This is a genomic window from Streptomyces sp. NBC_00887, from assembly GCF_045207585.1.
In genome coordinates, this window is the sequence record NZ_CP108789.1 from 1 (window position 1) to 15,221 (window position 15,221).

At 68.2% G+C, this 15,221-nt stretch carries 12 protein-coding genes; 9 read left to right on the forward strand and 3 right to left on the reverse strand.

All coding sequences use genetic code 11. The features are described from left to right. Positions 1-876: 876 nt before the first annotated feature. Complete coding sequence (locus OG844_RS45610) at positions 877-1,404, forward strand: replication/maintenance protein RepL (RefSeq protein WP_331734296.1); 528 nt, start codon at positions 877-879, stop codon at positions 1,402-1,404. After that, positions 1,398-1,793, forward strand: coding sequence for a hypothetical protein (locus OG844_RS45615; protein ID WP_331734298.1), 396 nt, complete (start codon positions 1,398-1,400; stop codon positions 1,791-1,793). The genes OG844_RS45610 and OG844_RS45615 overlap by 7 nt, the downstream gene beginning before the upstream one ends. Before the next feature lie 649 nt (positions 1,794-2,442). Here the strand turns inward: OG844_RS45615 and tpg (OG844_RS45620) are convergent. The 3 genes from tpg (OG844_RS45620) to tap form a co-directional block, all read right to left on the reverse strand. Then, positions 2,443-2,853: a telomere-protecting terminal protein Tpg gene (gene tpg / locus OG844_RS45620; protein ID WP_331734300.1), complete on the reverse strand. Its 411-nt coding sequence runs from the start codon at positions 2,851-2,853 to the stop codon at positions 2,443-2,445. Between the two features lie 146 nt (positions 2,854-2,999). Further along, positions 3,000-3,557: a telomere-protecting terminal protein Tpg gene (gene tpg, locus OG844_RS45625; protein WP_331734302.1), complete on the reverse strand. Its 558-nt coding sequence runs from the start codon at positions 3,555-3,557 to the stop codon at positions 3,000-3,002. Between the two features lie 3 nt (positions 3,558-3,560). After that, positions 3,561-5,741 (reverse strand): telomere-associated protein Tap, encoded by a 2,181-nt coding sequence (tap, locus tag OG844_RS45630; protein WP_406396429.1) that lies wholly within the window; start codon positions 5,739-5,741, stop codon positions 3,561-3,563. A gap of 460 nt (positions 5,742-6,201) precedes the next feature. Here tap and OG844_RS45635 point away from each other — a divergent pair, with 460 nt between their 5' ends. From OG844_RS45635 to OG844_RS45665, 7 genes are all read left to right on the forward strand, one after another. After that, entirely contained in the window at positions 6,202-6,936 is a 735-nt protein-coding gene (locus OG844_RS45635; protein ID WP_331734307.1) for a ParA family protein, read from the forward strand. Beyond that, positions 6,936-8,063, forward strand: coding sequence for a ParB/RepB/Spo0J family partition protein (locus OG844_RS45640; protein WP_331734309.1), 1,128 nt, complete (start codon positions 6,936-6,938; stop codon positions 8,061-8,063). The genes OG844_RS45635 and OG844_RS45640 overlap by 1 nt, the downstream gene beginning before the upstream one ends. An 865-nt stretch (positions 8,064-8,928) precedes the next feature. Beyond that, on the forward strand, positions 8,929-9,351 hold the full coding sequence (locus OG844_RS45645; RefSeq protein ID WP_406396431.1) for a bifunctional DNA primase/polymerase: 423 nt from the start codon (positions 8,929-8,931) through the stop codon (positions 9,349-9,351). Next, positions 9,348-10,883: a phage/plasmid primase, P4 family gene (locus tag OG844_RS45650; protein ID WP_331734314.1), complete on the forward strand. Its 1,536-nt coding sequence runs from the start codon at positions 9,348-9,350 to the stop codon at positions 10,881-10,883. The genes OG844_RS45645 and OG844_RS45650 overlap by 4 nt, the downstream gene beginning before the upstream one ends. Next, positions 10,880-11,272 (forward strand): DUF6009 family protein, encoded by a 393-nt coding sequence (locus OG844_RS45655; RefSeq protein ID WP_331734316.1) that lies wholly within the window; start codon positions 10,880-10,882, stop codon positions 11,270-11,272. The genes OG844_RS45650 and OG844_RS45655 overlap by 4 nt, the downstream gene beginning before the upstream one ends. Positions 11,273-12,635: 1,363 nt before the next feature. Further along, on the forward strand, positions 12,636-13,658 hold the full coding sequence (locus OG844_RS45660; RefSeq protein WP_331734318.1) for a bifunctional DNA primase/polymerase: 1,023 nt from the start codon (positions 12,636-12,638) through the stop codon (positions 13,656-13,658). Continuing rightward, positions 13,655-15,190 carry a phage/plasmid primase, P4 family gene (locus OG844_RS45665; protein ID WP_331734320.1) on the forward strand — a complete coding sequence of 512 codons (1,536 nt, stop codon included), beginning with the start codon at positions 13,655-13,657 and terminating at the stop codon, positions 15,188-15,190. The genes OG844_RS45660 and OG844_RS45665 overlap by 4 nt, the downstream gene beginning before the upstream one ends. Positions 15,191-15,221 lie beyond the last annotated feature (31 nt).

Sequence of the window (15,221 nt, forward strand, 5' to 3'; positions counted from 1 at the left end):
GGCCTCCGCTGCGCTCCAGCCACCCAGCGCGCTTCGCGCCCACGGGTGTGCCACGCTCCGCGCGGCCCACCCGTGGGCCTAACGGCTAGAACCGGCAGCAGCGGGAGGGGTGGTGACGGACAGTCGGGACGGGTGACGAGCCGAACAGGGATCGGAGGGGGCGGGGCAGGGCTTCGGTGAGCGTGCTTCAAAGCATAAGGCTGGCTTAACACTGGAATGGTGCTGCGCCGCCACTGACCAGCAAAAAAGAGGTCCGGAGAGTGCTTCGAGCATACGACGGGAGATTAGAAAGTGAATGTGTGCGGAATTATTGAAATGGCAGTTGGGGGAAATGCGGGTGATTGATCGAAATGGGCCCGGGTGGTGGTCGAGTGCGGATGGTGATGAGAGATGCGCGCGGCGGGGTATTGGTGATCGGGGCCGTCGGAGTCAGGCCAACCTGACTCCCGGTCCAACGCGGTCGGCCGTCCGCGTTGGGCCACCTCGCGCGCGCGTGCGCGTCTTAATTGATAAAAGGGCACCGCGCGAAAAGGTGCCCTGAGCAGGGGTTATGCGAGAGGCTATGTGTTGGCCCTGACACATCGACTGCGTTTTGTGCCTCCTCCGACACAGCCGTACCTTATTTGGCCCTGGAAAGAGGGACAAAATCTGTTTGGGCTGCTCAGGGCCGCATTGGACCGTCAGCGTGCCGAGTGCTGTGTGTCGGCATCGACACCAGGGGGCCATGCCGACAGGGACAAAGGTCCCTCTGGGCATGCAGAACAGCAGGACCGCTGACTGCACGGGCCACATCCCGTACCGGGCGATCAGCACGGCCAGGACGTCGGAGAGGAAGGCGTCGCTAACCATGCTGTAGCCACTGCGGCCCCATGCGTCGTGCGGAGCCCGGTACGTGTAGTCGGCCTTCGCGGACCGCACCGGCCGGCCGGGCTTCGGCGGTGTACGGTCCAGCGCCTTGGCAAAGCTGTCCGCGAGCGGCGACGTCACGGGCTCCCTGCGGCTCGCCCCCCGTCGGCCTGGGTCGCCAGGTCGGAGGGCCGCCTGAAGATGACCCACGTCAAAGTTGCCCGGCGCCTCGGAGTTGAACGCGCGAACGTCACCCGGGCGCTGGGCAGCCTGGAGAACTGGCACATGCTCCAGCGCCGCGCCAACTCGCTGATCGTGGTCAACCCGCTGATCTGCTTCAAGGGGAACGGCGATCTCCAGCAGGATGCCCTGGAGCAGCTGCGGCAGGACGCCAGGGCCGCGCTCAGGAAGCACTTCCCGGAGATGCGGGAAGATGTGAATGCGCTGGAGAAGGCGGCGAGCGAGAGTTTTCCGGAGTTCGCGGCCCCGACCGCGCCGGCACCGCGAACGCGGCAGCTGGCGTTCGGCGACAACGACGTGGAGGAAAAGGCATGCTGATCCAAGCTCACCTCGGGTTCGCGCAGCTGCACCGCCTGGAGCTCTCCAAGGCCGACTACGACCTGCTCAGCGCGATGATGGAGGTCCAGCGCCCCGGCGGCGAGGTGAACGCCTCACAGGCCGAGCTGAGGGCGCGCGTGGGGCTCAGTAAGAACCGCACGTCCATCGCGATGAGCCACCTGGTCGACCGGAACGTCGTCCTGCGGCCCGAGGGCCGCTACCGCAGCTACTTCATCCACCCGTACTTCACCGGGTACGCCTCCCAGGAGGAGATGGAGGAGGCACTGCGCGAGGCGACTGACGCCATCAAGATCGGCGCCCTGCCCGCCCCGTCGCTCCCCGCCCCGCAGCGGCACCTGTCCGCCGTGCCCGCACGTCGCAACGCTTGACCGGCCGCCCGGCCGGGTGACACGACATCAGCGGCGCCGCACTCCCTCCGGCAAGGTGCGGCGCCGCTTTCGTGTGCGGGTGGATCATGGGCGCCACTGGCCGTACGGCACGGAGATGTCCAGCAGAGCAGTGGGCGGTCGCCGACGGTAGTTCGCGCCGTCGCCTGGTCGATCCAGCCCTTCGCACTTGTTGCATGGATGACAAAAACCCACGGGCGATGCCGAACTTGTGGTCATGGTCCAGGACCAGGGAGTCGGAGCAGGTCCCGCCACGTCGCCCAGACCGCCCGCATATCGCGCAGCGGGCGTCGGGGACACGGCCACGGCGCGGACGCCACCCGTCGGACGTGTTCACCAGGACTCGCTTTCACATGGGAGACGGAGTTCGCGGCCCCCCCTGGAAGGAACTTCGGCGAGCTGGTAACAAGGTTGACAGCAGCCGAGAATTCCGCACCGCTAAAATCGGAGGTCGAACCATTCCACATCTGCGAATTTAACCTCCAGCCCGCACGGCCACGGCCGCCTTGACGGAAACAGACGTCCGCGATGGCCCCTGCGACGGCCTCATGCAGGTTTTCCTCCGTCGCATCCTCCTTTGCGCGGCAAAGATCGCGGTCGCGTGGGAGGGGCTGACGACGACGCTGATGTCTCATTTCCGGCCCGCGTCCGAGGTGTCTTCCGGACCGAAGCCGAAGTACGCCCGGCAGGAGACGACCAGCGCGCCCGAGGACGCCGCGCGCTGCCTGGTCTGTGCCCTGACCTGCCGTTGCCACTCCGATTCGTTCTCCTGCACCAGCACCTCCTGGAGCCGCTTGTTCGGCTTGGTGGAGGTACCCGAAAGGTAGTCGAGATGCACCGTCTTGCGGCAGACGCCCAGGCGCTCGGCCAAAGTCTTGGTGGAGCCCTTCTCGCGCGTGCGAAGGAATTCCATCTGGACTCGCGCGGATTTCGGCGCGGCACGGGTGGACAGGGCGCGTTCCGCGCGGGCGAGGCCGTCCAGGATCTTGGAGCGGGTCCAGCCCGCGGAGTACCAGGTGTGGGTGAGTGCGCCCCCGGGCACGTACGGCCGGTCGACGGCGTCTCCTGCGACGCCGTGCCCGCCGAGCGGCTGCCGTCGCCGTCGCCGGTCCGTCCCTCACGGATGCGCGGGTGAGGTCCTGCACCGACTCCGGAGTACGGTGCAGGACCTCACTGACGACGGAGCCTCTACAGCTCGATGTCGAGCCGTTCTACGTCGGTGAACTCCACGCCCAGTCCGTGGGCGCGGGAGTTGTTCGCGCGGAAGTACATCTGCGCGAGGCCGTCGGCCGCGATCTGCTGGAGCTGCTGCTCGTTGGCACCCTGCTCCCGGGCGGTGAACAGGCGGTCGGCCCACTGGGGCGGCAGGGCCTGGGTGATGTCCCGGATCCGGGCATCGTCGGTCGTGCCCCCAGCGGCTTCGAATCCGAACCGGGCGCGGGTGGAAAAGACCAGTCCGTCCGTGGACGCCGCCTTCTTCCTCGCCTTCGCGCGCACCTGCGGCTGCCACCTCTTCCTGACCTCGCGCTCCAGGCGGCCGCGCAGCTCCTGGCGGGGACGCTTGAGCTTGCCCACTACATACCGCTCCACGGTGCGCTGGGAGATCCCGAGCGCCTGGGCTGCGGCCTTGGTGCCCTTGAGCTGCTTGACCAGGTACTTCATCTGCGCCTGGGCGCTCTGGGGGATACGGCGGGTGAACGCCCCCTCCAGCGCGCGGTCCAGACTGTCCCCGAGCGAGTCGACCATGGGTTACTCCCCTTCCCCGGCGCTCTGGTCGGTCTTGATGAGGTTGGCGATGTTGAAGACGCCGCCACGCTCCTCGAACTGCTGCTCTGCCCACAGGACGGTCTGCGTGCCCTGGTGCTTCACCATCCCGGGCGAGACCCCGAGCCGGAACGTACCCGGCGCCGGCTTGCCCTCGGGCGTGTACGGCAGGACGTCCAGCGGCGACGGGCCGGATGAGGGGTAGACGATCGCGTCGGTGCCGATGGAGACCGGGTACAGGTCGGCGGCGGCCGCCGTCTTCATCAGCTTGCGGTGCAGGCCGACCCGCTGGTTCGCCAGCACGGCGGCCCGGATGTCCGGGCGCCAGGTCTCCCGCTTCAGCGCCGGGTAGGGCTCGTAGTACGGCACCTGGCCCCGGCTGCGTTGACGCAGCTTGCCGATGCCGCCCTTCGCGGTCGCCTTGATCGCGGTCTCCAGCAGCGCCATCGTTGGGTCCGCCTGCTTGCGCTGTGCCATCGCCTCGAGGAACTCACTCCCGCCGAGGTCGGTGGTGACGCCCATGTCAGCCATCGTCTCCACGTACGCGTCGCGCAGCCGCTTGTACCAGGCGTCCAGGTAGCGGCCGGTCCGGGTGCGGACATGTGCCTCGATCGGCGCGACATCGAAACCGAGCTCCACCGCGTAAGCGACGGTGGGTGTGGCGTACCAGGCCGGGCCCTCGGGCCGGTCGCCCTTCGGCGTGAACGGGCTCGGGAGCCGGTCGCCGTCGACGGTGCGGCCGTTGATCCGGACGTGGGACAGTTCGACGTGGGACAGGTCGACCAGCCACGAGCCGGGCAGCGACCCGTCGAACGCCGGGTTGTTCTCCAGGTGTGTCGGCCCGTTCAGCCCGACCGTGAGTCCGTTCGCGGCCGCGGCGAACGACATGTTGAGGTCGACCGCGACCAAGAACTGGTTCACGCATTCCTCATCGGTCAGCGGCCTGCACCAGTCGTAGGGCTCCTCCACAAGCATCTCTGCCGGGGTGCGCATGTGGTGCCGGGCGAACTTGTCCTTGAGGACCGGGTGTTCGTCGGGGACCTCGCACTCCACCACGGGATAGAGCTGGGTGAGGGCGTCGTCGTTGAAGGCCCGCTTGAACTCACCGGTGGCCGGGTCCTTCTCCGCGCGGGTCGGCGGGCGCAGCGCGACCATCAGCTCCAGGCCAGTCGTCGCGGTGGTGCCGCGCGGAGTCATCACCCGTGCCGCGTAGAGCCCGAGGTACTGGGCGAGGTTGGCCGGGTGCATTGTCAGCAGCAGCTGCGGGTCGTCCTTCCTGCCCCACTCCCGGACGTCCAGCGCGTTCCACGGCAGGATGCACAGCTGGACACAGCGCCGCCGTGAGCCCTCGGGTTCACGGAAGACGCGGGCCCACGGCCCGAACCCGCGCTGGGTGAGCTGGAGGCCGGCTTTGCCGATCTGCTTGACCACCTTGTGGCCCTCCGGCAGCCGGCTCGCGTTCCGCTCCTCCTCCGACAGGGCGGCGGGCAGGCCGAAGCGCTCCAGCGCGGCCTCGGTGAGGACGAGGATCGGGTCGGCGTCGTGGCCGTTGCGGTGCAGCCGGGCCTGGCCGAGGCGGGCCTCGGTCAGCGTCCAGTCGACGAGCGCCGGGATCGTCTTGGCGGGCACGTCCAGGACCAGGCCGCCGACGCAGTACGCCGACACCTGCCCGTCCTCGCAGTTGATCACCGCGAGCGGCCCGTTCTCGAAGCGCGGGTCGAAGGCGCCGGCCGCGGTGGTCTTCTTCGCCACCGCCTTCTTCGCACCTGGGCGCCGAGACGACGCCGACGGCTTGGCGATGCCGCTCGCCTCGGTCTTCGGCTGCGACGGAGGCACGGCGGGTGCCGCGATCGACTCCGGGGCCGGGCTGGTGAACGTCTCCGGGACCACGGGCGGCGGGGCGGCGGGCGGGGCGGGGTAGCGGGCGGCGAGGCCCTCCAGCAGCCGGGCATACGCGGCACGTTTCGGCGGCCGCGGCTCGGTCCGCCCGGCCTCCCAGTTGCCCACCGCTTCCCGGCGGGCGTCCAGCGCCGTGGCGATCTGCGCCTGGCTCAGGCCCGCCGCCTCCCGCAGACGCTTGCGCTCCGCAGGGTCTGGCAGATCATCCTGCGCGACTTGCTCCAGCAGCGCATCGACGGCGCTGAACAGCTCGTTCTCGGTGGACACAGAGGTCACCTCCCATAGGGAGCATATCTGATCGCGCATTGAGTCGCGCACTCAATCACGCTTGAATCGCACGCATGATGGAAGTGGCGCGGGGAGGATAAGCCGCGGCATGACTGCTCGTGTATTCGGTATGGAATACCGCTGCTCGGTGGAAGCCGTGCGGGACAGCAGGGAACCCGCCCCGCACTGTGCTGCGCAGTTCCCGGGTCGGTCGCAGCGCGCATCCGACGCCGCCGATATACCCGATACGTGCGACGCTGCCCACCCAGACGACAAGCCATGTGCGGGCTGACACGGTGACGTCCGCAATTGCGGAGCAGAGTCGACCCGGGGTTCAAAACCCGGTTTTGAACCGACATGCCGTAGTGCCGCCCGACGCGGCCCTCGTGGCATCCTGCTTTCGTCCGCAGTACCGACCCACCGGGGCCGGGAAGCATACGGAGCATCAGGAGTACCACTCATGGCACGGATTACCGCGCTCATCAACCGCAAGGGTGGGGTCGGCAAGTCGACCCTCACCGTGAACACAGCGGCCATCACCGCCCACGTACTGGGCCAGGCCCCAGACGGCGATCCGCATTACGTTGCCGCAGTCTCCGCCGACCCTCAGGGTTCAACAACGTGGTGGTCAGAGCGCGTCGGTGAGGATCTGCCATTCTCCTTCGAGCAGATCAACTCCCGGGCCGACCTCGAACTCTTCTCGCAGCTGAAGAAGTCCCGGAAGGTCCGGCACGCCTTCATCGACACCCCTGGTTGGATGGACCTGCCCGAGGACGAGAAGGAAGAGGCCGGCGATCCTTTCGGCCGGAGCACTGCAGCCGACGCCATGCGCGCCGTCCTCGCCCATTCCGACGACATCATCGTCCCGGTTGAGCCAGAACCCCTCGGCTTCATGCCTACCCGCGACACCATCGAAGAGGTCGTCAAGCCGCTCGGCATCCCCTACCTGGTCGTCATCAACAACTGGGACCCCCGCGACGGCGAAGCCGACCTTGAACAGACCAAGAACTTCGTCCGGAGCCAGGGGTGGAAGCTGGCCAATACCGTCATCCGCCACTACAAGGTCCACACCCGGGCAGCCCTCGAGGGAACAGTCGTCACCCAGTACAAGAAGAACCGCGTAGCCATGGAGGCCCGCGAGGACTTCTACCAGCTGGCACTGGAGCTCGGAGCAGGCAAGAAGGACCGTCACTGATGGCCACGAAGAAGCCCTGGGCAGAACTGCTCGACGGCCCCGCAAAGACGCCGAAGAGCACGGGGACGTCCGAACAGCCGACCGCCCCCGAAGTGCCCCCGACCACCGTGTACATGCACACCGTCATCGGCAACCCCGGCAACCCACGTGCGGACCTCGACTACACGGACGAGGACGCAGAGTTCCGCGAGCTGAAGAACTCCATGCGCTCGGTGGGCCAGTTGCAGCCCGCCGTGGCAATGTCAAGTGCAACCTTTCGCCGGGCCAAGCCCGAACACGCCGAAGCACTGGGCGACGCCGAATGGGTCATCATCCTCGGCAACAGGCGCTACCACGCCGCCAAGCAGCTCGGCTGGACCAAGTTCGAGATCCGAGTCCGGGACCGCCTTGGCAACGTGGATGACAACAAGGTCGATGAAGCCGTCATCATCGAGAACATCCACCGTAAGAACATTCCGCCCTACAAAGAAGCGGAGTTCCTGCAGCGGCTGCTGGAGCGACACGGCTCACAGGAGAAGGTCGCGGAGCGCATCGGCAAATCGCAGATGTACGTCTCCAACCGCCTCGCGTTGCTCAACCTGACGCCAGAGCTCCGAGAAGTTGTCGACACCAAACAGCTCAAGGTCAAGACGGCGGAACAGATCTCCAGGATCAAGGATCCTGAGGTACAGAAAGCCAGGGCCGCTGAGGAGATCCTCAAGAGCTCTCAGCCCAGACAGCCCCGCAAGGGGCGAAAGCACGCTGCGAAGGACGAGCAGGTTCAAAACCCGGTTTTGAAGACCCCGGTTTTGGAGAGCGAAGACGACAGTCCGGACGTGCCGAACGGCGATGATGCACCTTTTCAGGACCGCGTTCCCGAGCCTCGGCTCAGCCAGGCCGTCGACAAGGAGCGCGAGCCGAGTGCGGCACCTGGCCTGCTCTGGGGCGATGGGGCCGCCCTCATGGATACGGCTTTTGAGCAGCTGGAACCCGCCCAGCGCAGTGCGTTCATTCAGCGCTACTTCGTGCTCAGCCGTGGAGCAGACGCGGTTACAGCGGACATGAAGGCCACGTTGAACTCGCAGGCCCGCTCCGCCCTGGCAACCGTCCTGCGACAAGTCGCTGACGGACTCCTGGACGACGAATAGTCCTTGGCCTGCTCGTGTCCCCTGCACCGCTCCACGGTGCAGGGGACACGAGCAGCGGCACAGACCGAAGTGTCCAGGACGGCACAGCGGAAGCGTCGGCGCTTGACGGGAGCGAGGCCGAAGAGCTCGCCGCGGGAAGCCCTCGAATGAGGCGGTGAGGGCCGGCGCGCTCGGGCGCCGGATGCAAGATCGAACCCGGTGCCCGTTGGTCCCACCCTACCGAACCGCTCATCGAACCCCTCGCGGCTTTCGCATGCCCGAAGGCAGGAGACGTGGTTCAGCCGGACTCGTGGCGACCGGATGGCTCCCACGCGTTCAGCGACCGGACCGCAGCGACCGGCCACTCTCTCGGTAGCTGGCCCGCGGCAGAGGAAACCGCAGGTCACGAGCCCGACCGGAACACAGAGCGACCGAAGCGACCCAGAACTCAGGTATATGGAACCATTGGCGTGTGCGCGTGTGCGTCATATATAGGAAGCTTGAGTCGCTTCGGTCGCTTTTCGAAGGAGCACACCGCTGTGACCTGCGGTGTTCCCGACGGCCGGGCCAGTCCTCAGCGACTCGGGACGGCTCGGGCTCCGGTCGCTGAGTAGCTGAGACCTCCTCCCGGTGTGCACATCTGTTCTGGCGCATGTACTTCTTCCCCAGGGGTTTCGCTAATCTGATGTTGGGAGTTGAGTCGCTTCAGTCGCTTATGGGGGAGCAAATGGCAGCTGAACTGCGGGTCTTGCGCGCCAACCCACGGCAGTTCAAGAGGGCTACTCCGGTCGCTTCGCAGCCTCTGACTACAGCCTGGTGGTGCGCGCGCCAGGGGTGGCCGGTTCACCCCCTTGTGCCAAGCCGCAAAAAACCGGTGGGCAACTGTGTGACGCGCCGCCGCCCGGACCGCGACCGGGACCGCCTGTTGCCGGAGGTCGGGATCTCCGCCGGCATCGACGCGGACGACGGGTCGGCCCTATGCGTCCATACGCCGTCGGGCGGCATGCACGTCTGGTATCGCAACGACAGTCAGCGCTGGCAGCGCCCGGCAGGTTCGGGCAGCGGCCGGGCCCTCGCCTCGCAGGTCGATGTGCGGGCGCACGGCGGGTACATCGTCGCCCCCCGTACCGTCACCGAGGCCGGGGCCTACTGCCCGGTCGGGGCCTACTGCCCGGTCGGGGTCGAACGCGGACGGCGGGAGGCCGCCGAACTGGCCCGTCCGGGACAGCGGCGCCCCTGCCTGGCCGTCATCAGGTGCGACCTGAGTGCAGGGCGAGTCCGCCCGCTGGCCCTCGGGGAGCATGCATGAGCGTGGACGAGGAGAGAGTGCTGTCGTCGGCCTCCTTCGACGTGCGGGCAGTGGCCGCGCAGATTCTCGCGCAGCCCGTACCGCAGTTCCGGCCGCCCGCCCCGTACGCCTCGCCTTCCGGCCGGGAACAGGCGGCGGAAGGCGAGGCCACAGCGGGCGGGCTGCTGCCCGACACCCTCACCGACCGGGGCAACGCCAAGTTATTCGTCAACCTCTACCGCAACGACTACCGGCACGTGCCCGGCATCGGCTGGTTCCGCTGGGACGGCACCCGCTGGCAGTTCGACGAGGACGACACGGTGATGTGGTCCGCGGGCGACCTGGCGGAGTCTCTCGCCACCACTGACCCGCGAGGCCTCTTCACCCCGGTCGCGCTCCAGCAGCACCGGCGGCGCACGCTCAGCACGAGCGGGATGAACGCGATGCTGACCCAGGCCAGGTCCGCCCCGGGCATGGTGCTCAACGCGGCGCTGCTGGACGCCGATCCGTACGCGCTGTGCACGCCGGCGGGCGTCGTGGACCTGCGGACCGGGCACATCCGCCCGGCCGAGCCCACCAAGGACTTTCACTCCCGCTCCACCTCCGCCGCCCCCCAGGCGATGCCCACACCGCGTTGGGACCGCTTCCTGGCCGACACCTTCGGCGAAGGCCAGGGCGGCGCGGAGATGATCTCCTTCCTCCAGCTGCTGCTGGGCTACTCCATCACCGGTGACGTCGGCGGGCAGGTGATGCCGTTCCTGTTCGGCTCCGGCAAGAACGGCAAGTCCGTCCTGCTGGACGTCCTGATGAAGCTCCTGCGGGACTACGCGGACGCGGCCCCGCCCGGCTTCCTGATGTCGCGCCCGTACGAGGGCCACCCCACGGATCTCGCCGAACTGCACGGCCGACGGGTCATCGTGTGCAGCGAGGTCAAGCCGGGCGACCGGTTCGACGAGGCCCGGGTGAAGCTGCTGACCGGCGGGGACCGGATCAAGGCCCGCCGGATGCGGCAGGACTTCTTCAGCTTCGAACCCACGCACAAGATGTGGCTCCTGGGCAACCACCGCCCCGAAGTCGGCACGGGCGGCTTCGCGTTCTGGAGGCGCATGCGTCTCATCCCGTTCGAACGGGTCGTCTCCGACCACCGCAAGATTGACAACCTGGCGGACATCCTGGTGACCCAGGAGGGCCCGGGCATCCTCAACTGGCTGATCGAGGGCGCCCGCCGCTACCTGGGTGGTGACAAGGACCTCTCCGGCCCGGAGCGCGTCCGCATCGCGACGAACATGTACGCGGAGACCGAGGACCACACCGGACGCTTCGTCGGCGAGACCTGCCGGCTCGACGCCGGACTCCGGGCCGAACAAGCCCACCTCTACGCGGCGTACAAACGCTGGTGCCAGAATGAAGGCGCTCCGGCGATTTCATCGAGAGCCTTCGCGGCGCACATCCGCGAAGTGGTGGGGCTGGCATCACCGAAGGAAATGATCTTTTCCAACCAGCGCAAGTACTACCCGGGCATCGGCCTGCTCGCGGACGAGGAGACAGTATGAGCGCCCTCATCGCAGAGGACGAGATCGTCGACGAGGTGGACCTCGTGTGGCTCGAAGACATCAGCGTGCTCGACTACGTCCGCCAGAGCCTGGACCGTCTTCCGACCCGCCGGGGCAGGCCCGCCTACCACCGCGACGGCAGAATGGTCGGGTACGCCCTGCTTGGCCCGAAGGCCAAGCCGTCCCGCTCTTCGGGCACGTTCCGGCGGCGGGTGTTCTGGCTGCTTCCCCACGACCGGGACACCGAACCCGAGGGGCTGTACGCGCGGGGCGCGCCGGCCGAGGGCGTCGACGTCCGGACGCTGGCACCGGGCAGCAAGGGGTACAAGACCGAGCGCTCGGAGGGTGGCCCGATGTCGTCGTCAGCCGCCCGGAAGCTCCAGCCGTAGCCGTACGACCGCATCAGAAGCCGGACCGAATCTAACCGGAGTGGGCAAAAAGCAGCACGTCCGGTTATTGCGTGCCCGTCGGAGGAGCACCGCGGGCATAAAGGCGCCGTTGTCGTGCAGGGGGATGCCCGATCAGGGCCCAGGTGTTCGTGGCCGGCGGAGACCCTGTACGCCGGCTCGTCGCGGCCGAACTCGTCGCGTACGGCCGACACCCGCACCACCAGGTCGTGGTGCTCGCACACGGCCTGCCACATGGGCTGGATGCCGACAAAGGGGCCACCGATGACCTTGGCCGTCTCCGGTGGCGAGATGTTCGGCACCAAGCCGGCCTGGGCCCGCGCCTGCTGGGGCAGTCGAGCCCACCCGAGGGCCCCAGCGCAGGAAGGGGCCCTCGGGTGGGCGGGCATGAGGAGAGTAATTTAAAACCGTCCAGTTCGTATCTGATAGGCCGGTGCGGTCCCTCCGCCCTGATTTGGCTCAGCTTCGCTTCGAGGAGCTGAGCCCTCAGCGGGCCCGTACGGCCCTCGCAGCGCGTTGTCCGCCCATGGGGGCGTCGGCGCCCTCCTGGAGGGCCTGAACGGCGTTACAGCGGCTCCAGGGCCGGGGTTGGCGGCACGCTCCCCGGCATGCTCGGGCGCCCGGCCAGGACGGGCCGCGAATGGGATCCGACCACGTGGACGCCTTTCCGGCGGCGGCCGCCGCGAGGGACTGAAAATCCGTTCAGTCCCTCCTCGTTCGGTCCCTCTTCAGTCCCTCCGGAAAAAGTGCAGGTCAAAGGCTTGTGCTGTGCAGAAGCCAGGGCCTGAAGGGACTGAAGGGACTCAACTTCCCTGTTCCAGCGATTACAGATGCGTGTATATGCACCCGCGCGTAGAAAAACCCTATACATCCCTTTGTACCTACTACTCTGGTCCTGAGCCGCTGATAACTGCTGACCTTGAGTCCCTTCAGTCCCTCCCTTTTTCCTCCGCAAGCCTTTGACCTGCACTTTTAGATGAGGGACCGAAGAGGGACCGAAAGCTCCAGTCCCTCTGCTCTGCGTTTAGTCCCTCGCCCGCCGTGCCCGCGTCGCCCGGCGACGCGGGCACAACTCCTTCCGGGGACAAGCAGCCTGAAGAGGCTCGCGGAACGAAGAGCCCGCCGCTCCGGGACGCCCTGTTGTAGGCTCTGATCCGAATTGGAAAACTCAGTCCCTTCAGTCCCTTGGCCTGGCCGTGAAAACGCTGTGACCTGGGCTTCCTTCGAGGGACTAAATCGTTCAGGACTGAACAACCTGTTGGCCCCTCGGCAAGGACGAATCTGCGTGCCGCGTCAAAGAGAGACCAGTAGCCTGCGCGCGGCGGGACCCACAAGTCCGTTCGACATGGCCCGCTGGTGCGCGGCGAACGGCTGGCCGGTCCATCCGCTGGCCGCAGGACGCAAAACCCCCGCGGGCAACTGCCCGGCCTGCCGCGAGGACCCCCACCGCCCGGCCGACTGCCCGTGCCTGCCCGCCGGTAGGTGGTGCCATGGCTTCCACGCAGCGACCACCGACCCCGAGCTCCTGGCTGCCTGGTGGGGCGTCAACCCCAGCCTCGGCGTCGGCGTCTCGTGCGGCCCGGCGGGCCTCGTCGTACTGGACATCGACGCACACAGTGTCGAAGTCCCGCACCGCAACCGCCTCCTGCCAGGCATCCCGATCCACGAGAGCGTCAACCTGACCGGACTTGCCTCGGGGTTTGACACCCTGGCCCTCCTCGCCGCGCTGCGAGGCGAGGAGGGCCCCGCGGACGACGAGTCGACCCTGCGCGTCCGCACCCCGTCCGGCGGCCTCCACGTCTGGTACCGCACCGACCCCGGCCGACCGCGCTACCGCTCATCGGTTGGCTCCAGCCCGAAGGTCGCCCTCGCCTGGCAGGTCGACGTCCGCGCCGGAGGCGGCTACATCGTCGCCCCGGCCACCCGCACCCCCGCGGGCACTTACACTCCCGTCGGAGACGCCCGCCTGCCCGCGCTCCTGCCCGGCTGGCTCGCCGCCGAACTCCGCCGCACCGGCCACGTGCCGGAACCGGCCCCGGCTCCGGCACGTGGCCCCGCGCCCCGCCCCGTACGCCCGGCACGCGGCACCCCGCCGGGGCTGCGGCTGCTGGAACCCCTGCTCGCCGAGGTCCGGGCGTGCGCGGCGGCGGACGCGGGCATGGCCTTCACCGAGAAGCTCAACCGCGCCGCCTACACCGCGGGGGGCCTCGTCGCCGCCGGGCATCTTGCCGAGCCCTGGGCACAAGATCTGCTCACCGAAGCCGCCGACGCCGCGCGCCCGCACCGCCACCGGCACAGCCTTACTGTCATCGCCTCAGCCCTGTCCGCCGGCGCAGCCCGCCCGCTCCATCCAGAAGGACGCCGATGAGCAGCGCCGACAGCAGCCCGCGCTTCGACGCCACTGCCGCAGCGCAGCAGATGCTCGCTCTCGAAACCGAGGGCGGCATCCGCGGCCTGCCCGCCCAGCAGAAGGCCTCCGCGGTCAGCGGGCCGCCGCTGCCGGAGGGCCGCCTGCCCGCGCTCCTCACGGACCGGGGCAACGCCAAGCTGTTCGCCGTCATGTTCGGCAACCAGTTCCGCCATGCCGAGGGGCTGGGCTGGTACCACTGGGACCAGTACCGCTGGAAGCGCACGGGCGGTGAGAAGGCCGCGGTCTGGGCGGCGGGCGACATGGCCGAGCAGATGCCCGAGACCGACCCCAACGGCCAGTTCAGCGACCGGGAGGTACGCGCGCACCGGCGCCGGGCCATGTCGACCCCGGGCATCAAGGCCATGCTCACCCAGGCGAAGGCCTCCCCCGCACTCGCCCTGGACCCCGACGTCCTGGACGGCGACCCGTACGCCCTGTGCACCCCCGCAGGCGTCGTCGACCTCCACACAGGGCACTTGAGCAAGCCCGACCCCGAGGACGACATGCACTCGCGGGCGACGAGCGTCGCCCCCGAGGCGACGCCCACCCCGCGCTGGCACCGCTTCCTGTACGACACCTTCGGCGACGATGCCAGGGGCGAGGAGACGATCCACTTCCTGCACCTGCTCCTCGGCTACTCCATCACCGGAGACGTAGGCGCCCAGGTGCTCCCGTTCCTCTACGGGACCGGCGCCAATGGCAAATCCGTTCTCCTGGACGTCATGACGCAGATCCTCGGCGACTACGCGCAAGCCGCACCGCCTGGCTTCCTGATGGAGAAGGGCAAGTTCTCCGAGCACTCCACCGAGCTGACCGAACTGCACGGGCGGCGCATCGTCGTCTGCTCGGAGCTGAAGCCGAACGACAAATTCGACGAGTCCCGGGTGAAGCTCCTGACCGGCGGCGACCGCATCATGGCCCGCCGCATGCGGCAGGACTTCTTCAGCTTCAACCCCACCCACAAGCTCTGGCTGCTCGGCAACCATCGCCCCGAAGTCGGCACCGGCGGCCACGCGTTCTGGCGTCGCATCCGCCTCATCCCGTTCGAGCGCGTCGTCCCCGCTGCCCGCAAGATCGACAACCTGGCCAAGGAACTCGTCCAGTGCGAAGGCCCAGGCATCCTGCAGTGGCTGATCGAGGGCGCCAAAGGCTACCTGGCCACGCGCGACCCGCTCGACGGTCCCGCCACGGTCCGGTCGGCCACTGCGGCCTACGCCACCACCGAGGACCACATCGGCCGCTTCCTCGCCGAGTGCTGTACTACCCAGACCCCGGACCTTCGCGTGGAACAGGGGCTGTTGTACGCCGCCTACAGCAACTGGTGCGGCGCCGGTGAAGGCATCCGTCCCGCTACGGCCCGCGCGTTCGCGACGCGGGTCCGCCAGGAACTCTCCCTCGCCTCGCCCGCCGACATGATGAAGTCCAGCGGCAAGAAGTACTACCCCGGCCTCGGACTTCTCACCGACGACTCCAGGACCGGCCATGCCTGACCCACGCGCCCGGCACACACCCGCCGGTCCG